The organism is Tateyamaria sp. GN1-10, assembly GCF_055693845.1.
The window spans coordinates 1477395-1503458 of the sequence record NZ_JBVFUR010000004.1; the positions used below are offsets into that span (position 1 = coordinate 1477395).

General features: G+C 61.7%; 27 protein-coding genes. 18 read left to right on the plus strand and 9 right to left on the minus strand.

What is annotated here, in order from left to right; genetic code table 11:
- The first annotated feature begins 13 nt into the window (after positions 1-13).
- Together ACZ1HN_RS09030 and ACZ1HN_RS09035 are read left to right on the plus strand one after the other, a co-directional pair.
- Positions 14-1471 (plus strand): efflux RND transporter periplasmic adaptor subunit, encoded by a 1458-nt coding sequence (locus tag ACZ1HN_RS09030; protein WP_299705716.1) that lies wholly within the window; start codon positions 14-16, stop codon positions 1469-1471.
- Between the two features lie 86 nt (positions 1472-1557).
- Entirely contained in the window at positions 1558-5085 is a 3528-nt protein-coding gene (locus ACZ1HN_RS09035) for an efflux RND transporter permease subunit (RefSeq protein WP_472729299.1), read from the plus strand.
- On the opposite strand, the gene ACZ1HN_RS09040 is transcribed toward ACZ1HN_RS09035, so the two are convergent.
- The gene (locus ACZ1HN_RS09040; RefSeq protein WP_472727257.1) at positions 5082-5894 is read right to left on the minus strand and encodes a protein-disulfide reductase DsbD domain-containing protein; all 813 of its coding nucleotides are present in this window, start codon (positions 5892-5894) and stop codon (positions 5082-5084) included. The genes ACZ1HN_RS09035 and ACZ1HN_RS09040 overlap by 4 nt on opposite strands.
- Before the next feature lie 156 nt (positions 5895-6050).
- On the opposite strand from ACZ1HN_RS09040, the gene ACZ1HN_RS09045 reads away from it, so the two are divergent.
- Positions 6051-6623, plus strand: a complete 573-nt coding sequence (locus tag ACZ1HN_RS09045) for a YqgE/AlgH family protein (RefSeq protein ID WP_299604477.1) — start codon at positions 6051-6053, stop codon at positions 6621-6623.
- On the opposite strand, the gene ACZ1HN_RS09050 is transcribed toward ACZ1HN_RS09045, so the two are convergent.
- Complete coding sequence (locus ACZ1HN_RS09050; RefSeq protein WP_472727258.1) at positions 6620-7555, minus strand: L-threonylcarbamoyladenylate synthase; 936 nt, start codon at positions 7553-7555, stop codon at positions 6620-6622. The two genes, ACZ1HN_RS09045 and ACZ1HN_RS09050, sit on opposite strands and share 4 nt — an antisense overlap.
- Before the next feature lie 134 nt (positions 7556-7689).
- Between ACZ1HN_RS09050 and ACZ1HN_RS09055 the strand changes: the two genes are divergently transcribed.
- The 5 genes from ACZ1HN_RS09055 to ACZ1HN_RS09075 all read left to right on the plus strand — a co-directional run bounded on the left by ACZ1HN_RS09055 (position 7690) and on the right by ACZ1HN_RS09075 (position 11774).
- Complete coding sequence (locus ACZ1HN_RS09055) at positions 7690-9396, plus strand: acyl-CoA dehydrogenase (protein ID WP_472727259.1); 1707 nt, start codon at positions 7690-7692, stop codon at positions 9394-9396.
- On the plus strand, positions 9396-10442 hold the full coding sequence (locus tag ACZ1HN_RS09060; protein WP_472727260.1) for an MBL fold metallo-hydrolase: 1047 nt from the start codon (positions 9396-9398) through the stop codon (positions 10440-10442). Before ACZ1HN_RS09055 ends, ACZ1HN_RS09060 begins: the two co-directional genes overlap by 1 nt.
- 12 nt (positions 10443-10454) lie before the next feature.
- On the plus strand, positions 10455-10913 hold the full coding sequence (locus tag ACZ1HN_RS09065) for a DUF6173 family protein (protein ID WP_472727261.1): 459 nt from the start codon (positions 10455-10457) through the stop codon (positions 10911-10913).
- An 81-nt stretch (positions 10914-10994) separates the two neighbouring features.
- A complete protein-coding gene (locus ACZ1HN_RS09070) occupies positions 10995-11129 on the plus strand; it encodes an aa3-type cytochrome c oxidase subunit IV (protein WP_299604468.1) in 135 nt (44 codons plus the stop codon).
- Positions 11130-11168: 39 nt separating this feature from the next.
- Complete coding sequence (locus tag ACZ1HN_RS09075; RefSeq protein WP_299747215.1) at positions 11169-11774, plus strand: hypothetical protein; 606 nt, start codon at positions 11169-11171, stop codon at positions 11772-11774.
- 51 nt (positions 11775-11825) lie between these two features.
- Here the strand turns inward: ACZ1HN_RS09075 and ACZ1HN_RS09080 are convergent, their stop codons facing one another.
- Positions 11826-12146 (minus strand): AzlD domain-containing protein, encoded by a 321-nt coding sequence (locus ACZ1HN_RS09080; RefSeq protein WP_299204900.1) that lies wholly within the window; start codon positions 12144-12146, stop codon positions 11826-11828.
- Positions 12143-12853 carry an AzlC family ABC transporter permease gene (locus tag ACZ1HN_RS09085; RefSeq protein WP_472727262.1) on the minus strand — a complete coding sequence of 237 codons (711 nt, stop codon included), beginning with the start codon at positions 12851-12853 and terminating at the stop codon, positions 12143-12145. The genes ACZ1HN_RS09080 and ACZ1HN_RS09085 overlap by 4 nt, the downstream gene beginning before the upstream one ends.
- 48 nt (positions 12854-12901) lie before the next feature.
- Here ACZ1HN_RS09085 and ACZ1HN_RS09090 point away from each other — a divergent pair, with 48 nt between their 5' ends.
- Genes ACZ1HN_RS09090 through ACZ1HN_RS09115 form a run of 6 tightly spaced genes read left to right on the plus strand, consistent with a single transcriptional unit; the run spans position 12902 to position 17527 of the window.
- Positions 12902-13789 (plus strand): formate dehydrogenase accessory sulfurtransferase FdhD, encoded by an 888-nt coding sequence (locus ACZ1HN_RS09090; RefSeq protein WP_472727263.1) that lies wholly within the window; start codon positions 12902-12904, stop codon positions 13787-13789.
- Positions 13786-14319, plus strand: coding sequence for a hypothetical protein (locus ACZ1HN_RS09095; RefSeq protein ID WP_472727264.1), 534 nt, complete (start codon positions 13786-13788; stop codon positions 14317-14319). Before ACZ1HN_RS09090 ends, ACZ1HN_RS09095 begins: the two co-directional genes overlap by 4 nt.
- Entirely contained in the window at positions 14316-14918 is a 603-nt protein-coding gene (gene mobA / locus ACZ1HN_RS09100; RefSeq protein WP_472727265.1) for a molybdenum cofactor guanylyltransferase MobA, read from the plus strand. The genes ACZ1HN_RS09095 and mobA overlap by 4 nt, the downstream gene beginning before the upstream one ends.
- Positions 14915-15406: a molybdopterin-guanine dinucleotide biosynthesis protein B gene (mobB, locus tag ACZ1HN_RS09105; RefSeq protein WP_472727266.1), complete on the plus strand. Its 492-nt coding sequence runs from the start codon at positions 14915-14917 to the stop codon at positions 15404-15406. The genes mobA and mobB overlap by 4 nt, the downstream gene beginning before the upstream one ends.
- Complete coding sequence (locus tag ACZ1HN_RS09110) at positions 15403-16296, plus strand: hypothetical protein (protein WP_472727267.1); 894 nt, start codon at positions 15403-15405, stop codon at positions 16294-16296. Before mobB ends, ACZ1HN_RS09110 begins: the two co-directional genes overlap by 4 nt.
- Complete coding sequence (locus ACZ1HN_RS09115; RefSeq protein ID WP_472727268.1) at positions 16283-17527, plus strand: molybdopterin-binding protein; 1245 nt, start codon at positions 16283-16285, stop codon at positions 17525-17527. The genes ACZ1HN_RS09110 and ACZ1HN_RS09115 overlap by 14 nt, the downstream gene beginning before the upstream one ends.
- Here the strand turns inward: ACZ1HN_RS09115 and ACZ1HN_RS09120 are convergent.
- The 3 genes from ACZ1HN_RS09120 to ACZ1HN_RS09130 all read right to left on the minus strand — a co-directional run bounded on the left by ACZ1HN_RS09120 (position 17524) and on the right by ACZ1HN_RS09130 (position 19603).
- Positions 17524-18534, minus strand: coding sequence for a hypothetical protein (locus ACZ1HN_RS09120; protein WP_299604450.1), 1011 nt, complete (start codon positions 18532-18534; stop codon positions 17524-17526). The two genes, ACZ1HN_RS09115 and ACZ1HN_RS09120, sit on opposite strands and share 4 nt — an antisense overlap.
- Before the next feature lie 4 nt (positions 18535-18538).
- Entirely contained in the window at positions 18539-19009 is a 471-nt protein-coding gene (greA, locus tag ACZ1HN_RS09125; RefSeq protein WP_299747228.1) for a transcription elongation factor GreA, read from the minus strand.
- 213 nt (positions 19010-19222) lie between these two features.
- On the minus strand, positions 19223-19603 hold the full coding sequence (locus tag ACZ1HN_RS09130; RefSeq protein ID WP_472727269.1) for a VOC family protein: 381 nt from the start codon (positions 19601-19603) through the stop codon (positions 19223-19225).
- A gap of 91 nt (positions 19604-19694) precedes the next feature.
- Here ACZ1HN_RS09130 and soxR point away from each other — a divergent pair, with 91 nt between their 5' ends.
- On the plus strand, positions 19695-20147 hold the full coding sequence (soxR, locus tag ACZ1HN_RS09135; RefSeq protein WP_299204927.1) for a redox-sensitive transcriptional activator SoxR: 453 nt from the start codon (positions 19695-19697) through the stop codon (positions 20145-20147).
- Here soxR and ACZ1HN_RS09140 read toward each other — a convergent pair.
- Positions 20144-20452, minus strand: coding sequence for an EthD family reductase (locus ACZ1HN_RS09140; protein WP_472727270.1), 309 nt, complete (start codon positions 20450-20452; stop codon positions 20144-20146). The two genes, soxR and ACZ1HN_RS09140, sit on opposite strands and share 4 nt — an antisense overlap.
- 287 nt (positions 20453-20739) lie before the next feature.
- Here ACZ1HN_RS09140 and ACZ1HN_RS09145 point away from each other — a divergent pair, with 287 nt between their 5' ends.
- From ACZ1HN_RS09145 to ACZ1HN_RS09155, 3 genes are all read left to right on the plus strand, one after another.
- Positions 20740-22389, plus strand: coding sequence for an electron transfer flavoprotein-ubiquinone oxidoreductase (locus ACZ1HN_RS09145; protein ID WP_472727271.1), 1650 nt, complete (start codon positions 20740-20742; stop codon positions 22387-22389).
- Positions 22390-22552: 163 nt separating this feature from the next.
- A complete protein-coding gene (locus tag ACZ1HN_RS09150; protein WP_472727272.1) occupies positions 22553-24265 on the plus strand; it encodes a tetratricopeptide repeat protein in 1713 nt (570 codons plus the stop codon).
- Positions 24255-25055, plus strand: a complete 801-nt coding sequence (locus ACZ1HN_RS09155) for a 4-(cytidine 5'-diphospho)-2-C-methyl-D-erythritol kinase (RefSeq protein ID WP_472727273.1) — start codon at positions 24255-24257, stop codon at positions 25053-25055. The genes ACZ1HN_RS09150 and ACZ1HN_RS09155 overlap by 11 nt, the downstream gene beginning before the upstream one ends.
- Before the next feature lie 10 nt (positions 25056-25065).
- Here the strand turns inward: ACZ1HN_RS09155 and ACZ1HN_RS09160 are convergent, their stop codons facing one another.
- Complete coding sequence (locus tag ACZ1HN_RS09160) at positions 25066-26064, minus strand: polyprenyl synthetase family protein (protein WP_472727274.1); 999 nt, start codon at positions 26062-26064, stop codon at positions 25066-25068.

Sequence of the window (26064 nt, forward strand, 5' to 3'; positions counted from 1 at the left end):
ATGGCGTGAAAGAATGAGATTTTTAAGGCAAAGCCTGATCGGACTTGTGCTTGCGGCACTTACCCTTGGTTTGCTCGCCTATGCAGGGTCCATCGTAAGTGGGGCTGTGCAGGAACGGCTGGCGCGCGAAGCAAACACGCCACCGGCCCGCGAACGGGTTTTTGCCGTTGGGGTCGTGCGGGCCGAGGCTGGTACCGAAACCCCGGTGCTTGAGGCGTTCGGAGAGGTTCAAAGCCGCCGCACGCTGGAATTGCGCGCCGCTGCGTCGGGCCGGGTGATCGAACTGGCAGACGTGTTCGAAGACGGCGGGGAGGTCGAGCAGGGCCAGGTCCTTGTGCGTATCGACCCTGCAAATGCCGAGGCGGCATTGGCACGTGCCGATGCGGATCTGATGGATGCCGAAGCCGAATTGCGTGATGCCGACCGGGCCCTTGTCCTGGCGCGGGACGAAGAGCGGGCAGCGCAAGATCAGGCCGACCTGCGCCAAAGGGCCTTCCAGCGGCAGGTTGATCTGGCCGAACGTGGCGTGGGCACGGCGGCGGCTGTGGAAGAGGCCGAGCTGGCCGCATCATCCGCCCGTCAGGCGGTGCTGGCCCGCAGGCAGGTTGTCACCTCGACCGAGGCACGGATCGACCAGGGTCGTACACGCCTTGCCCGCGCCCGCATCGCATTGGACGAAGCACAGCGCACGGTGGACGATACAACGGTTATGGCTCCGTTTGATGGCACGCTGAACGAAACCGATCTTGTTGCGGGCCGCCTTGTGTCAAGCAATGAAAAGCTTGCGGCGCTGATTGATCCAAACGCGCTGGAGGTGGCGTTTCGCCTCTCAACCGCGCAATATATTCGACTGCTTGGGGACAATGGCAGCGTGATGTCTGCACCGATGACGGCGACACTGAATGTCGTTGGTATTGATCTGACAGCCACCGGAACCGTCAGCCGCGCCAGCGCAGGTGGTGGTGACATGCAGACCGGGCGCCTGATCTTTGCTCGCCTCGACAGTGCGGTGGGATTCAAGCCCGGTGACTTTGTGACTGTTGTGGTGTCTGAACCGCCGCTGGATGAGGTGGTGCGCCTACCGGCCTCTGCCATTGATGCGGCGAACACAGTTTTGGTACTGGGTGAAGACAACCGGCTTGAATCCGTTGAAGTCGAGCTTTTGCGCCGTCAGGGCGACGATGTGTTGGTGCGCAGCCCTGACATTGTTGGTCGTGACGTGGTCGAAGCCCGCTCGCCCTTGCTGGGGTCCGGAATCTCGGTGCGGCCCTTACGTGCTGATCAGGCTGAAGTATCGGTTGAACCTGAGATGCTTGAGCTGACCGATGAACGCCGCGCCCGGCTTGTTGCTTTTGTGGAGGCGAACGAACGCATGCCAGCAGCGGCCAAGGAGCGTGCGTTGGCCAGCCTGAGTGAAGCGCGTGTGCCTGCACAGATGGTTGCGCGGCTCGAAAGCCGGATGGGCGGGTAGATGGTGCGCGACATCCCCAAGGCGGCGGGGGGATCCTCAGCTACTTTGTTCGCCACCGCACCGTTGCCAATCTGCTGCTTCTGATGATGCTCGTGGCCGGTGTGGCTTCCATGCCCAACATGCGGGCCCAGTTCTTTCCCGATGTGATCATCGACAATGTCACGGTCAGCGTGGCTTGGGACGGGGCTGGGGCCGAAGATGTCGATGCAGGCATCGTTCAGGTTCTCGAGCCTGTACTGCTGGCAGTTGAAGGTGTTGAAAGCACAGAGTCCCGGTCGCGCGAAGGGTCAGCCACCGTAACGCTAGAGTTCGAACCGAATTGGGATATGGGCCGCGCCGCGGACGATGTGCAAACGGCGGTTGATGGCGTCACAACCTTGCCGGATGAGGCAGATGAACCCACGGTGCGCCGTGGCGCTTGGCGCGACCGTGTGACCGATGTGGTGATTACCGGGCCAGTGAACCCTCAGCAGCTCGGGCTGTTTGCCGATGAATTCATTGTGCGCCTCTTTGCTGAAGGGATCACGCGCACCACGATCCGCGGCGTTGCCGCGCCCCAAGTTCTGGTCGAAGTGCCGTCGCTGTCTCTGATCGCGAACGAAGTCACGATGTCCGAGATCGCCCAAGCGATCAACGCAGAGGTTGATACTGACCCGGCAGGCGACGTGTCAGGCGCCAATGCTCGCGTGCGCACCGGCACGCAAAAACGCACACCGGAAGAGATTGCAGGCATCGTGCTGCGGTCCAACCCGGATGGATCCAAGCTGCGTGTGCGTGACGTTGCAACCGTCACGCAGCTGGGTGCGGCGCGCAACCGCAGCTATTTCGTGGGAACCAACCCCGCCGTGTCGATCCGTGTGGACCGAACCAACAATGGCGATGCCATTGGCATGCAGGCGCAGGTGGAAAAGGTGGCGGCTGAACTACAATCCACATTACCTCCTTCGGTGACCGTAGATTTGATCCGCACCCGGGCCGAGGCCATCTCAGCTCGTCTCAATATCCTTGTCGATAACGCTATTGTTGGACTGGGTCTCGTAATCTGCCTGCTGTTTCTTTTCCTGAATGCACGCACGGCGTTTTGGGTGGCGGCAGGCATTCCGGCGGCCCTGTTTGCAGCCATCGCCTTGATGTTCCTTGGTGGCCTGACACTCAACATGGTGTCACTCTTTGGGTTGATCATCACCCTGGGGATTGTCGTCGATGACGCCATCGTGGTGGGTGAGCATGCCGATCATCGCCACAGGGCGCTTGGTGAAGCGCCCATGGCTGCAGCTGAAAACGCGGCTCGCCGTATGGCAATGCCGGTCTTTGCAGCAACGCTGACGACTGTTATCGCCTTTTTCGGATTGGTCGCCGTCGGCGGACGCTTTGGCGATCTGATCCGCGACATTCCCCTGACTGTGATTGCCGTGTTGCTGGCCTCGCTTGTTGAATGTTTCCTGATCCTGCCGCATCACATGGGGCATGCGCTGGCCGCATCGGACAAACCGCGCTTTAGCCGGATCAAACTTGGCGTGGCGGTGCTGAGCGTTGCTGTGCTGTCTGCTGTGATCTCCGGTGCCGCGGGATATGTGATCTGGTCCGGCAGCATCGCAACGGCTTGGGATGTCTGGCCCTACCTGCTGGCTGGCCCGACTGTGCTTGCGATCATCTTCCTGCTGTCCCCTCGCCGCCTCAAGGTGGATTGGGTCGCGGGCATGGGGGCGAAGGGGCTCGACACGCCGTCGGTCATCGTCAACCACGGGTTTGAGTGGATGCGCGAAAAGCTGTTCCGCCCCATGATGGCTGGTGTGATTGCCGCCCGCTATGTGGTGCTGGCGGGTGTTTGCGTGGTGCTGGCAAGCCAGGTGGCGCTGTTCATCCAAGGCGACGTGCAATGGCGGTTTTTCAACGCGCCCGAACGCGGGTCCGTCACTGGCAACTTTGCAATGCTCGAAAGTGCCGCCCGCGACGATACCCGTGCCATGATGCAGGAAATGCAGCGCGCAACCGAAGCGCTCGGCGCCGAATATGAAGAACGCTATGGCCGCAACCCTATCGACTACGTCATTGCAGAGATCGGCGGCAACGCGGGCCGCGGGCTGTCGGGAACAGAGTCCAAAGACACCGATCTGCTTGGCGGCATCTCGATCGAACTGATCGACGCCGACCTGCGCCCCTATTCCTCATTCGCGTTCGTGGCCGATTTGCAGGATGCAGTTGTGCATCACCCCCTGGCCGAAACCGTCAGTTTCCGAGGCTGGAGGTCGGGACCGGGTGGGGATGCGCTGGATGTGCAGTTCTTTGGCAACGACACCGACACGCTCAAGGCGGCATCCGAAGACCTCAAACGCGCGCTGTTGCAGTATCCCGAGGTAAGTGCGGTCGAAGACAACCTCGCCTATGACAAGGAAGAACTGATCCTCGACCTCACGGCACAGGGGCAGGCCCTTGGCTTTACCATCGATACGCTCGGCAGCGCCCTGCGCGACCGGCTGAACGGGATCGAAGCGGCAACCTTTCCCGATGGCCCCCGCAGCGCCGAGATCCGCGTAGAGCTGCCAGAGAACGAGCTGACCGCCGATTTCCTGGATCGCACCCAGATGCGCACGCCCGATGGCGGATACGTCCCACTGGCGGACATTGTCAGTGTCGAACGCCGCACCGGTTTCTCGACCGTCCGGCGCGAGAACGGTGTTCGGCTCATTTCCGTCACGGGCGACATCTCGGAAGATGACCCCGCCCGCGCGACCGAGATCAACCGGGCCCTTGAGGAAGAGATTCTGCCCAACATCGCCGCCGAACGTCAGGTGGATTTCCGCAAGGCGGGGCTCAGCGAACAGGAAGACGAATTTCTCAATGACAGCCTGACGGGCCTGATCCTGTGCCTGACCGGTATCTATCTTGTTTTGGCCTGGGTGTTTGCAAGCTGGACGCGACCAGTTGTCGTGATGGCAATTATTCCCTTTGGCCTCGTTGGCACGATCTATGGCCACAGCGTGTGGGACATACCATTAAGCATGTTCACGGTGGTGGGCCTGCTTGGAATGACGGGCATCATCATCAATGACAGCATCGTGCTGGTCACAACCATTGACGACTATGCCAAGGATCGCGGCCTGTTTCCGTCGATCATCGACGGCGCGGCAGACCGGTTGCGCCCCGTCATGCTCACAACGCTGACAACGGTTCTAGGCATGACACCACTGCTCTACGAAACATCGCAACAGGCGCAGTTCCTGAAGCCAACCGTTGTCACGCTGGTCTACGGGCTTGGCTTTGGCATGGTGCTGGTGCTGCTCGTGGTGCCGGCGCTGGTTGCCGTGCAACACGACGTGGCACGACAGATTCAAGCGATGCGGCGTGGGCTGGGATCACCAGCCGCGTCGGTCCGCTGGGGTTTCATGGTGCTTTGGGCAGCGGTTTTGGGGTGGTTCGGTACGACGATGGGTTATGCTTTCGTCACGGGCGCATTGCCGCCTTACCTGACAGATATGTTGCCGCAACTGGCGGAGAACGACGCAGTGCCAATGGCATTTGCCCTGTTTGCGGCTGGGGTGATGGTTTTGGGGCTTGTGGCCTATGTGCTGGCGGCGCTGACCTTCCAGATCATGCGCCGCCGCGCGGTCTAACCAGCCGTGCAGCCGCGCACGTCCACGGCATAGCTTCCGCCCAGAATGGTGATGCGCACGTTTGACCGATCAATGGCAAAAGCGCCGCCCTCGGTATGTATCATCTCGCTTACTGCGACGACGGTGTTGCCGCTGCGGGTTGTCGCGGCCTCGCTCACCCATACATCCGGCACGCCGGATTCAATCACTGCGACCTCGGTTCCGCCGGTGTGCGGCAGGTCGATACGGGCCTCGATCTGCATCCCATGGTTGGTCGGCCGCAAGCGGCAGGTGGCGGATTGCACTTCGGCCTCATCCGCAGAATAGGGCATGTCAGCCAACGCGGCGACAATGGCCGGGGTCGGGCTCAGGTCCGGGCTGTCGAGCAGCGCATCGATGGATACCTCGTGGGGAATGCAGACATCGGCACAGACGCCCATGGACAGCTTGGTGCGCAGGCGTATTGGTTTGCCCGGCTTCGCGGGGGTGATGTGCATGGGGATCACCACCTGCTCGGTATAGCCAATGGACCGCATTCCGTTCTGGACATGCACATCCGGGGTTGGCCAGTTCAGACCAACGGCACTGATGTTGCGGGCACGTGACCAGTCGAAATGCGGCGGAATGCCGGCATCGCCCGGCGCCCGCCAATAGGTTTTCCAACCTGGTGCCAGAACCAGGCGCACCGCTGCCAAACGACGGCCATCGGGCAAATCCCAACCCTGCAGCACTTCGGTTTGAACGATGTTGTCATACCGACCCTGGGCCAGGGTCGGCACAGCGGTCACGGCAGCCAGCAAGGCGGCAAGGGGCAGGGCGCTCTGTTTCATGGTTTCTAGATGCAACGCCGGACGATCAAAGCCAAGTCACGTCCCGGTCAACTTCCTGTAACGATCCAGTGCGCGGTGGCTTGCCTGTGGCACGTCTTTCGGTTGCTCCGCGCGCGGACCGGCGGCATTCTGCCACCAGAAACAACGGAACAGGCAATGACAGTCGCCTCCAAACTGGATCTGACAGGGCAACTCCTGGTCGCAATGCCGGGCATGGGCGACCCGCGCTTTGACCGCTCGGTTGTGTTTGTCTGCGCGCATTCGGACGAAGGCGCCATGGGACTGATCGTGAACAAGCCTGCCACGGACATGATGCTGGGCGAGTTGCTGGACCAGATCGAGATTGCCTGCACGTCGCCTGAACGACGCAAGCCGGTGCATTTTGGGGGGCCTGTTGAAACCTCGCGCGGGTTTGTCCTGCATGGCCCTGACTACACATCGCGCCTTCAGACACTCAAGGTCGGCACCGCCTTTGGCATGACGGCCACGCAAGACGTGCTTGAAGATATTGCCATTGGTGATGGGCCGGAACGGGCGTTGGTCATGCTTGGCTATGCCGGATGGGGACCTGGCCAGCTTGAGGACGAGATCGCCCGCAATGGCTGGTTGACAGTCCCGGCTACACCACAAGTGGTTTTCGGCACCGGCAATACATCGAAATGGATGAAGGCGCTGAATGCGCTGGGCATCGATCCCTTGGGATTGTCGGGTGAGGCCGGCCGGGCCTAGGGCCGTGGGGCCGCTGCACGCCGCAAGCGATCATTTATGGCCCGACCAAGACCGCATTCCGGGATAGGAGCCACAGCGATGGGTCGGCCCAGGGCATCCAGCGCATGCAGGTGGTCAAACAGGTTTGCAGCCGCTTCGATCAGATCACCTGACAGCGATAGGTTCAGGTCTGACGCCATGGGGCCAAACCCCAATAACACCTCGCCCGGATGTGCCGCATTGGCATTCAGGCGGACGGTTGCACCGGGGGCATAATGTGATGCCAACTGACCCGGCGCTGTGATCGCCTCTCCCGCCTGTGCAAGGGGGCCGATAGCGCGCTCGATGTCTTCCTGCGCCAGCCCGCCAGGCCGCAGCAGGGCGAGGGGGTTGCCCCCGACGATGGTCGACTCAAGCCCCACCGGGCAAGGACCGGCATCCACAACGGCATCAATCCGACCGCCCAATCCTTCCATGACGTGCATCGCCGTTGTCGGGCTGATACGCCCCGATGGGTTGGCGGATGGGGCCGCGACAGGCCCGTCAAAGACGCGCAGCACGTCCTGTGCCGCCGGATGTGCTGGCACCCGCAGCGCGAGCGTGTCGAGACCCGCCGTGACCAGCGGCGACAGACCGTGCCCATCCACGAGCGGTGCAACCAGTGTCAGCGGCCCGGGCCAGAAGCTTTGGGCAAGGTCGGCCAGCACGCCAGTGATGTCGGCATATCGACGCGCCATATTCAGATCCGGCACATGCACGATCAGCGGATTGAAGCGCGGACGTCCCTTTGCGTCAAAGATGCGCGCCACCGCGTGGCTGTTCCGGGCGTCCGCGCCCAGACCATAGACCGTTTCGGTTGGAAATGACACCAACCCGCCCGCCGCCAAGAGCCGCGCGGCCTCGGCGATCCCGCTCGCATCCGCGGGCAACAGGGCTGTCTCGCTTTGTGTCATCCGACCTTGTCCGCTTTCTCGTGACGCCGCGTTTGAGTTGCGGTACGCCCATCAGAAACGCATCTATGATTTCAAACATGCCCCTTTAAGCGCGGTTGCTGCGCTTGCCAAGACTTTGATACCGGAGCTGACACATGCCATATCGCGCCCCCGTGGACGACTATACCTTCCTCTTCGATCATATCGTTGGACTGGATCAGGTCGCCGCCACCGACCGTTTTGCAGATGCGACGTCCGATGTCACAACCGCGATCCTCACCGAAGCGGGCAAGCTCTGCGAAGACATTATCGCCCCTCTACAACGTGCCGGTGACTTGCACCCAGCAAAGCTGGAAAACGGTGTCGTCAGGACCTCGCCCGGCTATGCCGATGGGTACCAGGCCATCGCCGAAGGCGGCTGGGTCGGTATCGCGGCGGACCCTGAATATGGCGGCATGGGCCTGCCGATGACGGTGACCACTGCGGTGAACGAGATGATGTCGGCGGCCTGCCTGTCGCTGCAACTGGCACCCCTGATGACGCAGGGTCAGATCGAAGCGCTGGAACACCACGCTTCGGATGAGATCAAAGCGCTGTACCTGCCCAAGCTGATCTCGGGCGAGTGGACGGGCACCATGAACCTTACCGAGCCCCAGGCCGGATCGGATGTTGGTGCCCTTTCGTCCAAGGCCGAGGACAACGGCGACGGTACCTACAGCATCTCGGGCCAGAAAATCTACATCTCCTGGGGCGACAACGACTTTACCGAAAATGTCTGCCACCTTGTGCTGGCCCGCCTGCCGGGCGCGCCTGCCGGGACCAAGGGGATTTCCCTGTTCCTCGTCCCGCGCAATATCCCGGATGAAAACGGCAATCCCGGTGTCGCCAACACGCTCAAGGTGGTCAGCCTCGAACACAAGATGGGCCTGCACGGCTCGCCCACCTGCGTCATGCAATACGACGGCGCCAAGGGCTGGATGGTCGGCCCCGAAGGCGGCGGCATGGCGGCGATGTTCACCATGATGAACAACGCGCGGCTTGGCGTTGGCGGGCAGGGCGTAGGCGCAGCCGAAGGGGCGTACCAGCATGCTCTGGGCTATGCGCTGGACCGCAAGCAGGGCAAAACCGAAGGGGACACCGGCACCATCATCGACCACGCGGATGTGCGCCGCATGCTGATGACGATGCGCGCCGAAACATACGCGGCGCGGGGTATCGCACTTCTGTGCGCCAAGGCGATTGACATGACCACCGCCACCGATGACGAAACCTGGAAATCCCGCGCGGCTTTGCTAACGCCAATTGCCAAAGCCTTTGGTACGGACATCGGCAACGAAGTGGCGGGCATGGGCATCCAAGTCCACGGCGGCATGGGCTTTGTCGAGGAAACGGGGGCAGCCCAATACGCCCGCGATGTACGTGTCACCACCATCTACGAAGGGACCAACGGCATCCAGGCCATGGATCTTGTGGCGCGCAAGATGATGGACGGGGGCGAGGCCGCGGCCCGCATCTTCGACGAAATCGAAACGGCTGCCGAAGCGGCCCGCGCCACCTTCCCGAAGATGGCGGAAGCGGTCTGGCAGGCAAGCGAGACGCTCCGCGAGACGACGGAATGGATGATCGCGCAGAACCACCGCGTCCGGTTTGCGGGGGCTGTGCCGTACCTGCGCGCCTTTGCCCGCGTGCTGGGTGGCCATATCCACCTGCAATCCGCCCTCAATGATCAGGGCGGCGCGCATGAAAAAGTGGCGCGCTTCTACATCCAGCGGTTGCTGCCCGAACATGACAGCCTGCTTGCACAAGCACAGGCAGGCGACTACGACGTCTATGCACTGACACCAGAAGAGTTCGCCGCCTGATGAAAGACACACCGCCCGCTGGACTGAGATATCCGTGGGCGGAAGCGCCAGAGCACGGGGCTACCATCGAAGTGGCCCCCGGTGTCCTCTGGATGCGGTTGCCTCTGCCGATGAAGTTGGATCACGTGAACGTCTACGCGCTGGACGATGGCGACAGCTGGACCGTGATCGACACGGGCTTTGCGTCCAAGAAAACGAAAGCCATCTGGCAATCGCTGATGGAAGGCCCGTTGGGCGGAAAACCAATTGCGCGCGCGATCGTCACCCACCACCACCCGGATCACGTTGGATTGGCAGGATGGCTTCAATCCGATTTTGGGGCCGAACTGATCACGACACGCACCGCGTGGTTGTTTGCACGCATGCTGACGCTGGATGTGCAGGAAACTCCGACGCAAGAGACACTGGACTTCTACCGCAGCGCAGGCATGGACAAGGCGATCTACGATCAGCGCGCCGATGAACGCCCCTTCAACTTCGGGGACATCGTGGCAGCCATGCCGCTGGGCTACACGCGGATCAAGCAGGGTGACACGATCACCATGGGTGGACGAACATGGGACATCCACATTGGCAATGGCCACGCCCCTGAACACGCCACGTTCTGGAGCCGGGACGACAACCTCGTCCTCTCCGGAGATCAGATACTACCGTCCATCAGCCCCAATATCGGCGTCTATGCGACGGAACCCATGGCCGACCCTATTGGTGATTGGCTGGAAGCCTGCGAACGGCTCAAACTGCTGGCGCGCGATGACCACCTTGTGCTGGGCGGACATAAGTTGCCGTTCACCGGTTTGCCCACACGGATGCGGCAACTGATCGACAACCACCATGGCGCACTCAAGCGGCTGATGGAGTATATTGACACCCCTAAGGCAGCCTCCGAGTGTTTTGCACCGCTCTTCAAGCGCAAGATTGGCGAAGGCGAATATGGCCTCGCACTGGTTGAAGCTGTCGCGCATCTGTCGCACCTTCACCAAGAAGGGCGGGCGAGCCGCACCCGACGGGAGGATGGCGCGTGGGTTTACCAGCGCGCCGAGTGACAGGAGCAGGTCATGAATGACGAGATCAAAACGGCAGCCGAAGCGGTGGAAGCCGATGCGTTGCCGCGTGCGTATGAGGTGCATTGTGACCCCGACGCGCGCAATGCCGCGGATCAGCCGGTGCCCAAGGGCGTAAGTAAAACCCCGACCGAGAACAAAAGCCCGGCCCAATGGGCCTATGAGCGCATCATCATGTACCTCAAGAATTTCGAGGAAAACCTGGATAACGAACACGAGGTGGCCATGGGGTTCACCGGTGGCGATGCCGGTGTGCTGCAGATCGAGGGGATGGGATATTTCCCGCCTGACGTGGTCACGTTTTATGGTTCGGATCCGACAGGGTCGAAAACGCAGTTGATCCAGCACGTCAGCCAGTTGAATGTCATGCTGCGCGCGTTGCCGAAGGCAGTAGAACAGGCGGAACCGAACCGGATCGGTTTTCGTTTGGCCCAGGACCTCGAAGAGGAATAGAACCGTGCCGCAAAGACGCAGTGACACGACACCGCGGATGCGCTAAAGCGCAGCGCAGCTATTTGGACAAGGGAACCGGATATGGCAGATCACAAAGCGGGCGAGATGGACATTGAGGTCCAGGAAAAAACCTTTGACGGGTTCATGTCTTGGGTCACATGGTCGGTGATCGTGATCCTCGTCCTTCTTATCGGTATGGCGATCTTCATTTCATAAAGCCTTTTGCATCTTGACGATTGATTGGGGAGTACGGGTATGCGTTTGATTGCAGCCCTCGCAGTGTGTGTCACGCTTGCCGGATGCGCGCCGCCTCCCACTGTGTCTTACGCGTCAAATGAACGTGTGGCGTCCGTCGCCTATCGCGAACCGGGTCCGGCCACCATTACGGTGCTGACCATGGTCAGCAACCGCGACGGGTCGGGCGGGCATTCGGCCCTGATGATCAACGGCAGCCAGCGCGTGATCTTTGACCCGGCGGGGTCCTTCGTGAATGACCGTGTGCCGGAGCAGCAGGACGTGCTTTATGGCGTGTCGCCTGCTGTTCTGGCGGGATACAAAAGCGCACACGCGCGCAGCACCTATCACGTTGTCAGTCAGACCGTGGAAGTGACCCCCGAACAGGCCGAGATTGCGTTGCGGCTGGCCCGGCAGAATGGTGCGGTGGCCCGTGCGTTCTGCACCAATGCCAACACGACGCTGCTGCGCCAGGTGCCGGGTTTCCAAGACATCCGCACCACCTTCTTTCCGACCAACCTGATGGAACAGATGGCCGCGCGCGTCGGCGTGATGGAAGAGAAGTATTACGAAGACGACGAAGGCACGATTGTCGACGGCGTCGAAAACCTTGTCATTGCCGAGTGACGGGGCCGGACGCTCTTTGACTGTGTCAAAGTCGCCCCGCCCGCCGTCCCGTCAGAGCACATAGATCAACAGAAACAGCGTTGCGGCCCCCGCGCCGATGGCGGCAAACACGTTCCGCGTCCACATCCCCACCGCGAGCGTTGCAATGGCAGCCCCGACGCGCGTGATGTCCGTGCTGCCGCCTTCACCGGAGTAGACGACCAGCGGTGCAACCAAGGCAGGCAGGATTGCGACGGCTGTATAGCGCAGGTGACGCAGCAACCACGCAGGCAGGGGGCGGTCGCCAACAAAACCCAGAAATGTAAAGCGCAACAGGAAGCTGCCCACGCCAAGGCAGATGATCACGGTCCACAAGGTCGCGGTGTCTGTCATGGTGTACGCCCCTTTAGCCAAAGCTCGGCCTGCGCCCCCGCCATCATCCCCGCCGCCCCTGCGATGATCAGACCAAGCGAGTAGGGGACTGACACCGCCAGCAACCCGACGATCACAGCCACCGTGGCGGCGATCAGATGTGGCAAGGTGCGCACCATGGGCGCGACCATGGACAAGAACGCGATCGGCAGAGCAAAATCGAGGGGCAGATCCGCAGGCAGTTGCGTGCCCAAGGCCGCACCAGCGTAGCTCATTCCGAACCAGACGATCAGAACAAGCAGGCAGGTGCCAAAATAGTAGGCCATGCGCTGCGGTATGGTCAGATCCGGGACCGCCTCGAACTTTGCGTGGCTCAAGGCATAGCTTTGATCGACCAGCAGATAGGCGGCGAACACACGCTGCCACAGCGGGGCACGGCCCAGATAGGGGGTCAGCGCCGCCGAATACATCGCCACGCGCAGGTTCACGGCCAGTGCTGACAGGATGACCACGACTGTCGGCGCATCGTTTTCCATCACCTGCAACGCGGTGAACTGGGCGGCACCCGCAATGACGGCCAGCGAAAAGGTCATCACCTCGAACACGTTCAGCCCCGCTTCGGTCGCGAGCACGCCAAACAGCATGGCAAACGGGCCAGCGACGAAGATAAACGGTGCGCCGTCGCGCACACCCGCCCAAAAAGCGGATTTGGTGGTGGTGATGGGCATGAGGGGGCCTTAGACTATCCGCCAAGACTTAAGAGCTACCAAGGGGGGATGCAATTGGCACGTGACAGCGATCAAAGCGGATACCTGATTGCACCCGATCCGTCCGCGCCGCGGCTGACACGCGCCGTCACAGGGTTCGACCATACCGGGGCCGAAACGGAAATCTCCGTGGTCGAGGAACGGCCCTTGACCATCTATCTGAACGGGCAGGAAATTGTCACCGCCATGACCATCGGCGACTACCCCGATTACCTGGCGCTTGGCTTCTTGCGCAACCAGCGGATGCTCACGGATGCGGACACCGTGACGCGCGTCGACTATGACGAGGAATTGGAGACGGTTGTTGTCCGCACCGCAGTCCCTACCAACCACGAAGACAAGCTAAGGAAAAAGACGCGCACCAGCGGTTGCGCTGTGGGCACCGTCTTTGGCGACATGATGGAGGGGCTGGAGGATGTGACGCTGCCGCAGGCCCAGGTCCGCACCTCATGGCTCTACGCCCTCAGCGCCGCCATCAACCGCACGCCGTCGCTTTACCTTGAAGCCGGGGCGATCCATGGCACGGTGCTGTGCCAGCAGGACCAACCGCTGGTCTATATGGAGGACGTGGGCCGCCACAACGCGGTGGACAAGGTGGCGGGTTGGATGCTGCAAACGGGCGCCGATCCGGCGGACAAAATCCTCTATACCACCGGTCGCCTCACCTCTGAAATGGTGATCAAGACGGCACTCATGGGCATTCCCGTCCTTGCGTCCCGCTCGGGTTTCACGGCCTGGGGCGTCGAGATCGCACGCGAAGTCGGCCTGACGCTGATCGGACGGATGCGGGGACAGCGTTTCGTCTGCCTGAGCGGGGAAGAGCGTCTGATCCGGGACACCGATCCGGCCAGCGTCAAGGATGAACCCAAGGGCGCAGGTCGCAAGGGGGCGGCATGAGCGAAACGCTCCGACTTGAATACACGATGGACCACGACACCGCCCGTGCACTCACCGAAGGGATCATGCCCGCCCCTCAGTTTATCAAACGACTGGGGCAAGTGGCGGGTATCGCCCTGTCGGCGCTCGCCATGATCATCGGCATGTGCGCAGGGTTCGCCCTGTCCCTGTGGTTGAACCTCGGCGGTATGGCACTGTCCATCCTTCCCTTTGCCGTCGGTATCGCTTGCGTCCTCGGCTGTTATGGCTGGTCCCGCCGGGTCAACACCAAGGCGCACCAGTTGCAAATCGATCTTCTGCGGCCCGGGACGGCCGTCACCTACACCTTTGATACCAAAGGTATCCAGCTGACCACGTGGTTCCAGTCCTGGCACACCGGCTGGGCCGGGGTGACGGAAATCCAAAGCTCGAACAAGGGCATCGTGATCATGTCCGGGCTGATCGGCTTCGTTATTCCTCAAGTTGCCTTGCAGGATGCGCCCAGCGGCGCGGCTGATAAAATCACCAATCTATGGACGGCCAACAAATGACCCCACCCCTCGGTGTGATCCTCGCTGGCGGGTTGGCCACGCGCATGGGCGGTGGCGACAAGGGACTGCTGCTGGCCGGCGACAAACGCCTGATCGACCACGTGATCGACCGACTCAGCCCCCAAGTGGCAGACCTGGCGCTCAACGCAAACGGCGACCCGGCCCGTTTTGCAGACCTGAACCTGCCGGTGATTCCAGACAGCATTGAAGGCTTCGCAGGTCCCCTCGCGGGCGTCCTCGCGGGCCTCGACTGGGCGGCGGAGCAGGGTGCCGACGCCATCGTGACCGCCGCCGCCGACACACCGTTCTTTCCCTGTGATCTCGTCCCGCGCTTGCAACTTGCAACCGAAGGGATGCAGCACCCTCTGGCCCTTGCTGCCACCCCTGATCCCAAGCGGGGGCAGGCGCGGCACCCCACCTTTGGCCTCTGGCCCGTGGCCCTGCGCGATGACCTGCGCGCGGCCCTTCAGGACGGGCTGCGCAAGGTGGTCCTCTGGACCGACAAACATGATGGCCGTACCGCGCTTTTTCCGGACGAGGCGGCATTCTTCAACGTCAACACGCCCGAAGACCTCGCGCGTGCAAAGGATATGGCATGAGACTTTACGGCGTCGTCGGCTGGAAAAATGCGGGCAAAACGGGCCTGATGGAACGGCTTGTGACCGAGATCACGGGGCGCGGCCACACTGTCTCAACCGTCAAGCACGCGCACCACACCTTCGACGTGGATCACCCAGGCAAGGACAGCCACCGTCACCGCGTTGCTGGCGCGTCCGAGGTGCTGCTCGCGTCACGCAACCGGGTCGCCTTGATGCAGGAGTTGCGCGGTCAGGATGAACCGACGCTCGATCAACTTCTGACCCGGCTCAGCCCAGTCGATCTGGTGCTGGTCGAGGGCTACAAACGCGACGCGCATCCCAAGGTCGAGGCGCATAGGGCCGAGACGGGCAACGCGCTGATCGCCCCCGACGATCCTACCATTCGGGCCATTGCCAGCGATACGGCCCTGACGATGGATCGCCCGGTCTTCGATCTGAATGACACAAAGGCGATTGCCGATTTCATCCTGTCCGAGGTTGGTTTGTGAGTGTCGGCGACACAGGCGCGGTGTTCGACACCATACTTGTCGCGGATTGGTCGGCGGGCAAAAGGCGACCCGCAAGGCCCAGCAAAGACTCCATCTGGCTCGGCATCGCCCGCGATGGCGTGGCTGAGACACCGATCTACTGCCGGTCCCGACAAGATGCTGAAAACCGGATCAACCAGATCATCGACGATGAAACCGCGGCTGGGCACCGGATGCTTTTGTCGTTCGACTTCCCCTTTGGATACCCGCGTGGCTTTGCCCGCCATATCACAGGTCAGGATGATCCTTTCGCGCTCTGGGATTGGATCAGTGCACGGATCACCGATGCAGCCGACGGCACCAATAACCGTTACGCCGTCGCCGAAGAGATGAATGCGCTTTTCGAGGGGTCCGGTCCCTTCTGGGGTAAGCCAAACGACCGCGACTGGCCCGCGGTTCCCTATCGCAAGGCAGGTATAGTGTACGACACAGTGCCCGAACGCCGCACCTGTGACTTGGCGGCCAAGGCCGCCTCGAGCTGTTTCCAACTGGCTTTCCCGCCCACGGTCGGTGGCCAAGTCCTCATGGGCTTGCCAACGCTCAACCGCCTGCGCGCGCGCAACGGTGTCGCGGTTTGGCCGTTCGAGGACTGGAACGATGCGTCGGTCGTGTTGGCAGAAATCTGGCCCGGCCTCATCGAACCCGCCGTCAAGGCCACGCAAACCGACGATATCCGCGATGCTGTGCAGGTGCGCCTGCTGGCGGCGGCCCTATCGCGCTTGCCAGCGGCCACATTGCAGACTTGGATGACCGACCTGCCGGATGTCGCGCGCGAAGAGGCGTGGATCCTCGGTGCGGGCCACAATGCAGAACTCGTTTCATATGCCGAGGACACAGATGCCGCCGCTTAAGAACGACTGTTTCGCTCTGCCGCCCGGTGTCCACTGGACACCGGTGGACGAGGCTTTGGCCGACCTGCGGACCCGTCTTTCCTGCGTCGTCGAACAGGAGATAGTGCCGGTTGCCGATGCTCTGGATCGCATCCTCGCGACCGACATCACCGCCCCGCGCGCGCATCCTCCGCTGCCAAATACGGCCGTAGATGGTTACGGGTTTCTTAACGGACGTGGGGAGGGGGACCACCATATCCCGCTTGTCGCCCAACATATGCCAGCCGGTGCGACCCCCGACGCAAGTGTCCCCGCGGGGACAGCCATTCAGATCCTCACGGGCGCCGCGCTTCCGCCCGGCGTTGACACCGTCATTCTGCAAGAGGATGTGACAGTCGAGGATGATGCCATCCACTTCACCGGACCCATCAAGCAAGGGGCAAACACCCGCAAGGCGGGCGAAGATGTCGAAGCGGGCGATGTGATCGCCCAAGCAGGGCGTAGATTGACGCCTGCGGACCTTGCCTTGCTCTCTGCCGTGGGTGTGGCTGAGGTGCGTGTTCGTCGCTCGTTGCGTGTCGGTATCCTGTCCACCGGGGATGAATTGGTCCAACCGGACGATGATGCTGGACCGGGGCAGATCTATGATGCGAACCGGCCCATGTTGCGGGGGCTGATTGCGCGTCTCGGTCATGTGCCCGTCGATCTGGGCCATGTGGTTGATGATCGGGCAGCTTTGCGCGCGCGTCTTGATCAGGGTGCAGAGCAAGCGGATGTCACCTTTACCAGCGGCGGCGCGTCCGCGGGGGACGCGGACCACGTATCGGCCTTGTTGAACGAGGCGGGGGCGATGGCGCTGTGGCGTGTGGCGATCAAGCCCGGGCGACCCTTGGCCCTGGGAATGTGGCAGGGCAAACCCGTCTTTGGACTGCCGGGGAACCCTGTGGCTGCGATGGTCTGCACGCTTGTGTTTGGTGCGCCTGCGCTGTCGTTGTTGGCCGGAGCGGACTGGAAAAGCCCGCAGGGGTTCATGGTCCCCGCGGGATTTGCCAAGACCAAGAAGGCCGGGCGGCGTGAGTTTTCTCGGGCTCGGATCCGCGGCGGTCAGGTCGAGGTTTTTGCCTCCGAAGGGTCCGGACGGATCAGTGGGCTGAGCTGGGCCGAGGGGCTGGTCGAGTTGCCGGACGAGGCGATGTCGGTTCGCCAAGGCGACCTTGTACGCTTCATCCCCTGGGCGGGGTTTGGCGCCTAGTCGAACGTTCCCGCCACGCGGCCCAGCAACATGAAAGCGCGGGCGGTGCGGGTGTCACTCAGGGCTGAGAGTTCGGCATCCGTGGCCGTCTCGGTAAAAGTGGACACCGTCTGGTCGAAGCGGCGCAGGAAGTGGTGCGCCGCGTCGCGGAAGATCGGGTCCTGTTTCATGCGGCCAGCAGACAGCGCCAGCGACGAACGGTCCCGCACGCCGCCCAACGGAGCGACGGCACGTCCGCGCGCACCTTGGGCAAACTGGCGCCACACTTCGGGCCGGGCGCGGTCGGGGCGCAGGTCGTCCATGTAGATACCGTCCTGGCTGAGCAGAGTCAGGATGTCCTGCGCGGCCTGGACGAGTTTCGAGGTCTCTCGGTCGCGCATGGCCTTGCGGAGTGCGGCAAAGCCTTCTTCGTCTTCTGCCGTTTCGGGGAAGTTCAGGGCGCGGATGAAATCCTCGGTCGCAAGCGGCGGAGCTATGTCTTCGGCACTGGTGCCGAGCGCAAGGGTGGGTTGGTCACCGCTGGGTTCCGGCTGGGCTGCGGGTTGCTGTGCCGGGGCTTGCTCGCGGCGGCTTTGGAAAGTTGCAAGCGCCGATTCTGTCTTGCGGGTGGCGGCGGCGATCTCGTCCAGTTTGCGGGCCACGGACGGCTCATCCGCCACGTTGCGCCCCTGATTCTGGGCGATATAGGCGTGCCGGATCGCGTCTATGGCGGTCTGCAAGCGCTGGCTTTCTTCGCGCATCACCTTGCTGGACCGTGCCGCCGTCGCGGCAACCCAGATCATCGCGATCGGCATGAAGATGGCGAGCATCGTGATCAGAAACCGCAGACCTTCGCCTGTCCCCGCAGGGTCATCACCAGCCAGCAGGAAATAGGCCGCCGCCCCGACCAGCCAGATGGCGGTCAGGATCAGCGCGGCAACTTCGATCCCTGTGACACCCCCTTCATTGGGTTTGTCATAGATACCCAGGGGTGTCGGGCGCGTTTGTGGTTCGGGCTTTTCGGCCATGGCCTCAGCTATAGCTGATTTTCAGGACTTCATAGGACTTTTCGCCGCCCGGCGTGCGCACTTCGACGCTGTCGCCCTCTTCCTTGCCGATCAGGGCACGGGCGATGGGCGATTTTATGTTCAAAAGGCCCTTTTCGATGTTGGCTTCGTATTCGCCAACGATCTGGTAAGTCTTTTCCTCGTCCGTGTCCTCGTCCACCAGCGTCACGGTCGCGCCGAACTTGATGGCCCCTGAAAGCTTGGAAGGATCGATCACTTCAGCCAGCGAGATCACGCTTTCAAGTTCTTTGATCCGCCCCTCGATAAAGGACTGCTTTTCCTTGGCCGAATGGTATTCCGCGTTCTCGGACAGGTCACCATGTTCGCGCGCCTCGGCAATCGCCTTGATGATTGCGGGGCGTTCCTCGGACTTGAGGTGCTTCAATTCCGTTTCCAGTGCGGTCGCACCGGCGCGGGTCATTGGGATCTTTTCCATTGGCGTCGTCCTAATAACAGGCGGCGGCCCGCGATGGAGCCGCCGTTGTTTGCGATAAGAGATACCTGACCCAATGGGGCGGGGGAATGCAAGAGGGTTTGGGGCTTTGCCCCCGGCGCGGCGCGCCTCTCCCATGATATTTTCGGTCAGAAGAATGAACAGGCGTCCCGGAAACGGTCTGGGGGACCGTTTCGCCTGTGAATGGGCGGAGCCCTAGTCGTATTGCACCACCTCGAACTCGATATTGTCCTTGTCATGAAAATAGAAGTGGCGGCCCGGTTCATAGTCGTGGTGCTGGCCCACACGGAACCCCTGTTCGCGTGCGGCGTTCTCGATCCCTTCGAGGTCGTCCGTCACGATGGCAATGTGGTTGAGCCCGCCGATGGTCGCATAGGAGTTATCGGTGGCCTTGCCCGCCGCGTCCTGCGTGTACAGCGCGAGATAGTGTTTGTCGGTCCCGACGTGGACGGTGCGCCCGACCTCCATCGCGTTGCCGGCCCACCGGATATGCCAGCCAAAGAGGTCGCACATCCATGCTGCGGTCGCATCCGGGTTGGAAACGGTGAGATTGGTGTGTTCGAGCATTGCGGGCATGATCTGGTCCTTTCGTCATGTGGTCTTTCCTTTTCAGGTCGATGAGGGCATCCTGCGACCTCAAGTTAACTTGAGGTCAAGGATTTTTTTCATGGCTGTATCCGAGGGTTTGAGCATTGGCGAAATCGCGTCACGGACAGGGTTGGCCGTGTCGGCCATTCGTTACTATGAGGACGAGGGACTGGTGGCCCCGTGGCGCAATGCCGGTGGGCAGAGGCGGTTTCAGCGTGCAGACATCCGGCGGTTGAGCTTCATCATGGTGGCGCAGCAATTTGGCTTCACGCTGGCCCAGATAAAGGCAGAACTGGACCTGCTGCCCCGCCACCGCGCCCCGAACAAGCGGGACTGGGCGCGCATCAGCGTGGAATTTCGGGAAGGTCTGGACGAGCGTATCGCGCGGCTGGAAAAACTGCGCGATACATTGGATGGGTGCATCGGTTGTGGCTGTTTGAGCCTTGAGGTTTGTGCGCTGTACAATCCGAAGGATACGGCAGCAGACAAGGGGCAGGGGCCACGCTATCTGATGGGGGACACGCCGCCCTAGTCGTAGGTTTGTCCGATCAGCATCGTTGGGGTGATGTTGGTAAAGTTGGGCAAATCGGCCAGTACGGGCCCCGCGCTTGCCAGCGTCGTATCAAGCGCGGCCTGATCCGCAAAGACAAAGGTGGCAATGGCGTGAAAGCCTGGCGGTGTGTCTGGTCCGCCTGCAAGCCCTTTGGTCACCACTTGGCTTTGAATATGCGCGCCCATGTGTTCGGACACGAGATCCATGTGGCTGGATTGGTAATAGGCGTCGTCAAATGTGGTGTCGTCGCTGACAGGATAGAGCACTTGCAGGGTCATGGGCATTGTCCGGGTCCTTGTGTTGCGTGTGACCACCATGCGCGGACGCGCAGATTCGGCAAACCGTGGTGTCTGTTGGTGACGGAAACGTGTTGGATTAATGTGCATGAAATTGCGGCTTCGGTTTGCTTGACGTGATGCGCCGCCACGTCATTTGCCATAACGTGTCGTCGTTTCGTGAATTTTTGATGGATTTTTTCACGAAGACAGTACACCACGTTGCGCAAAGCCTATCTGTAGGCTAGCGAAACGGAAATTTGCGCAAGGGCGCGGGAGAATAGGGGAGCCGCCAGATGGCAGAGATTGAACGCGAAGCGATGGAATATGACGTGGTGATCGTTGGGGCTGGCCCGGCGGGCCTGTCAGCAGCCATTCGTCTCAAGCAGCTGGACGCCGACCTGAACGTGGTTGTGCTGGAAAAGGGGTCCGAAGTGGGTGCCCACATCCTGTCCGGCGCTGTGCTGGACCCCAGCGGTCTGGACGCGTTGATCCCTGATTGGAAGGAAAAGGGCGCGCCGCTGAACGTGCCGGTCAAGGACGACAATTTCTATATGCTGGGCGAGGCGGGTCAGGTCCGTATCCCCAACTTCCCGATGCCGCCCCTGATGAACAACCACGGCAACTACATTGTCTCGATGGGCAATGTATGTCGCTGGATGGCCGAGCAGGCCGAGGAAATGGGCGTCGAAATCTTCCCCGGCATGGCCTGTTCCGAGCTTGTCTATGGCGACAATGGCGAGGTGAAGGGTGTTGTGGCCGGTGTGTTCGGTCTGGAAGAAGACGGGTCCATCGGCGAGAACACTGAGCCGGGCATGGAGCTGCACGGCAAGTACGTGTTCCTGTCCGAAGGTGTGCGTGGGTCATTGTCGAAAGAAGTCATCGCCAAGTATGACCTGTCGAAGGGCAAGGAACCGCAGAAATACGGCCTGGGCATGAAAGAGATCTGGGAGATTGATCCAGCAAAGCACAAGGAAGGGTCTGTCACCCACACGATGGGCTGGCCCCTTGGATCGAACGCGGGCGGCGGATCTTTCATCTACCACCTTGAGAACAATCAGGTTTATGTCGGTTTCGTCGTTCACCTGAACTACAAGAACCCGCACCTGTTCCCCTACATGGAGTTCCAACGCTTTAAGCATCATCCGATGGTGGCAGAGCTGCTCAAGGGCGGGAAGCGCGTGGCCTATGGCGCGCGGGCAATCTCCGAAGGCGGATACCAGTCGATGCCCAAGATGGTGGCACCCGGCGTCGCGCTGCTGGGCTGTTCGGTGGGCATGGTCAACGTGCCGCGCATCAAAGGCAACCACAACGCGATGCATTCGGGTATTCACGCAGCCGATGCGGCGTTTGAAGCGATCAAGGTGGATCGATCCGGTGACGAATTGACGGCGTACGAGACCGAAGTACGCAATGGCGTTGTCGGCAGTGACCTCAAGAAGGTGCGCAACGTAAAGCCGCTGTGGTCCAAGTACGGCCTCACGGCCAGCCTTGTGCTGGGCGGCTTTGACATGTGGACCAACACGCTGGGCTTTTCGCTGTTTGGTACAATTGGCCATGGCAAGAACGACGCGGACGCCACCGAAGAGGCGAGCAAGCACAAACCCATCGACTATCCAAAGCCCGATGGCACGCTGTCCTTTGACCGTCTGACCAACGTGTCTTTCAGCTTCACCAACCACGAGGAAAGCCAGCCTGCGCACCTCAAGCTGACCGATGCGGATGTGCCAGTGAACGTGAACCTTGCAAAATATGCCGGTCCGTCGGCCCGGTACTGTCCGGCAGGCGTTTATGAGTTCGTTGAGGAAGAGGGCAAGGACACGCGCTTTGTCATCAACTTCCAGAACTGCGTGCACTGCAAGACCTGTGACATCAAGGACCCGGCGCAGAACATCACCTGGACCACACCGCAGGGTGGGGACGGACCGAACTATCCGAATATGTGATCGGTTCGCGATCTCGCGCGAAATGTGAATAAAAACGACGCCGGGTCCTGTGCCCGGCGTTTTTTTTGGCACGCAACCGCTGACCATTTCGCGAGGTTCCGTTGCACATGTGCGCAGACGTGCTAGCCTAACGGCCAATAACAGGCAAAAGGCAGTGTATTCCGTGATCCGATCGCTTCTTTCCAGTGTCGCTTTGGCCACCGTGCTGGCGACCACCCCGCATATCGCCCCCGCGCAATCCGTGGCCGGATCGTATCTGGCCGGACGGCATGCTGCGATCACAAGCGATTTTGAAGCGGCGGCCCGGTACTACCAGGCTGCTCTGGCCCGAGATCCGGGCAACGTGGAACTGATGGAAAACGCCATCGTTTCGCAGCTGGCGTTGGGCCGTGTGGATCGTGCCCTGCCCATCGCGCGCCTTGTCGAAGAACAGGACGTGCGGAGCCAGGCCGCGCATATGGTCATCATCGCCGACATGTTGGCGCGGGAAGACTATGCTGGCTACCTGGAGCGTGACGTGGAGACGCAGGGCATCGGCCCGCTTGTCGACGGGTTGCTGAACGCCTGGGCCCTTGTCGGGGCCGAAGATATCGAAGGGGCATTGGCCGCCTTTGACGCCGTGTCTGAACAGCGGGGCGTGCGCGGTTTTGCCATGTATCACAAGGCGATGGCGCTGGCCGGTCTGGGCCAGTTCGAAGCCGCCGGAGAGATTTTCGAGGCCGAAGGTTCTGGCCCCCTGCAACAGACCCGCCGCGGTGCCATGGCGCGCGCCGAGGTGCTGTCGCAACTGGGGCGCAACGACGAGGCCATTGCATCGCTTGAAGTGGCTTTTGGCACTGTGAGTGACCCGGAGCTCGATGCGATGATACTGGCGCTCAAGGCGGGGGAGACGCTGGCCTTTACCCACATCACCTCTGCCCGTGACGGGATGGCCGAGGTGTTTTATTCGCTGGCAGGTGCTCTGCGACAGGACGCAGGGGCGGACTACACCCTGCTTTATGGCCGGATTGCGCGGCACTTGCGGCCCGATCACGTCGACGCACTGCTGCTGAACGCTGATCTGCTGGAAACGCTGGAACAGTTCGATCTGGCCAACGCGGTCTACAAGCAGGTGCCGGCCGATCACCCTGCCTTCCACGCGGCTGAACTGGGCCGGGCTGCGGCTTTGCGGGAATCTGGCAAGCCTGACGCGGCAATCGAAGTGCTTGAGCAGTTGGCCAAACGCTTTGGTGACCTGCCATTGGTTCATTCGACCTTGGGCGATGTGCTGCGCCAGCAAAACCGGTTCGAGGCCGCCGTGGCAGCCTATGACCGCGCGCTGGACCTGACCGACCCGGATGATCGCCGTGCGTGGTTCCTGCATTATGCCCGCGCCATTTCGCATGAACGGCTCGAGGAATGGCCCGAGGCCGAGGCTGACTTTCGGCGCGCGCTGGAGCTGAACCCCGGGCAGCCACAGGTGCTGAACTACCTTGGTTATTCGCTGGTCGAAAAACAGATCAAGCTGGACGAAGCGCTTGAGATGATCGAACAGGCTGTCGAGGCAAGCCCGGACAGCGGGTATATCGTCGATAGCCTTGGCTGGGTGCTGTACCGTCTGGGCCGCTACGAAGAAGCGGTTGGTCATATGGAGCGCGCGGTCGAGCTGATGCCAGTCGATCCGGTGGTCAATGACCATTTGGGCGATGTGTACTGGGCCGTGGGACGTGAACGCGAAGCGCGGTTCCAATGGATGCGCGCCTTGAGTTTTGTCGATCCAGCGGACACGGATGCTGAGGCGGACCCGGCGCGGATGCGTCGCAAGCTGGATGTGGGCCTCGACGCGGTGCTGGCCGAAGAGGGCGCGGAGCCACTGCAGGTGGCGAATGGCGACTGAGGTCTTTGCACCTGCCAAGATCAACCTGACACTGCATGTGACCGGCCAACGCGCAGATGGCTACCACCTAATTGATTCCCTTGTGGTTTTTGCCGATGTCGGTGATCGGCTGACCATCGACCCCGCCCCCCAAATGCGTCTGGATGTGTCGGGGCCGTTCTCTGTTGGCGTGCCGACCGACGAACGGAACCTTGTTTGGCGCGCAGCCGAGCTGGCTGGCACGGCCGTGCGGATTTCTTTGGAAAAGAATCCGCCCCATGGGGCGGGTATCGGTGGTGGATCATCCGACGCGGCCGCGACCCTGCGCGCCCTCGGGGCCGAGGCGCACGCGTTGGCATTGGGTGCGGATGTTCCGGTATGCCTGTTGGATGCCCCGCAGCGGATGCGTGGCATTGGAGAGGTGGTGGCGCCCGTTGGCGGCGTGCCCTCTCTGGATCTGGTGCTGGTCAATCCGGGCATTCACGTGCCCACGCCAGATGTGTTCAAGCGTTTGAGGTCCAAGAACAATCCGCCGATGGACGCGCGATTGCGCTGGCAAGACCGCGCCACGTTTCTGGCTTGGTTGGCCGAACAGAGGAACGATCTGCAAGCGCCCGCTGCGTCCGGCAATCCGGCGATACTGGCCGCATTGAAGACGCTGAAGGGGGCCGAGCTGGCGCGCATGTCCGGGTCGGGATCGACCTGTTTCGGCGTCTATTCCGACGCCGAGGCGGCCCGTGATGCGGCTGCCGAAATTGCCGAGAAGCAGCCCCGGTGGTGGGTCCGGGCCGTGAAAACGGTGGGGTCTTAGACAGGGGCGGTCAGTTGATCCGTTCGACCACGTAGTCGGCAAGATCGATCAGCATATCGCGCAGGTCATGCGCGGGCAGGGCGCCGAGTGACGCCTTGGCCTTGTCGGCCCATGCGATAGCGTCGCGCTTTGTCTCTTCCAACGCGTTGTGCGCATGCAAAAGGTCGAGTGCGTGGTCGAGGTCGCCCTCGTCTTGCTGCCCCTTTTCGATGGTGCGCGACCAGAACGCCCGTTCTTCCGAATCCGCCTTTGCGACAGCCTTGATCACCGGCAGTGTCAGTTTGCGTTCGCGGAAATCGTCGCCCACATTCTTGCCAGTGGCGGACGACTGGCCCTGATAGTCCAGCAGGTCATCGACAATCTGGAACGCGATACCAAGTGCGTCGCCATAGTCGAACAGGGCCTGCGTTGTTGCCTCGTCCTTGCCCGCGATCACGCCGCCCACTTCCATGGCAGCCGAGAACAGGGCCGCGGTCTTGCCCCGCACCACTTGCAGATAAATGGCTTCGTCCGTGGCAAGGTCCTGGGCCGCCGTCATTTGCAGCACTTCGCCCTCGGCGATGGTGGCGGCGGCGTCTGACAGGATGCGCAGGACGGAGATGTTGCCGGTTTCGGTCATCAGCTGGAAGCTGCGGGCGAACAGGTAGTCGCCGACAAGGACCGAAGATTTATTGTCCCATAGCAGGTTGGCCGTGGGCCGTCCGCGCCGCTGTGCGCTTTCGTCAACGACATCGTCATGCAGCAGCGTGGCGGTGTGGATGAATTCAACTGTGGCGGCCAGATGCACATGGTAGGGCCCCGGATAGCCGCACAGATGCGCTGAGGCGAGCGTGAGCATGGGCCGCAGCCGCTTGCCACCGGCTTCGACCAGATGGCGTGTTACCTCGGGGATTCGGGGCGCGTGTTCCGATGCCATGCGGTCGCGGATCAGGTCGTTCACACCCTCCAGGTCCGCCGCAAGATAGGTGGCAAGCCGGTCATGCGGCTTTGCGATTGTGGACGCGTCCAT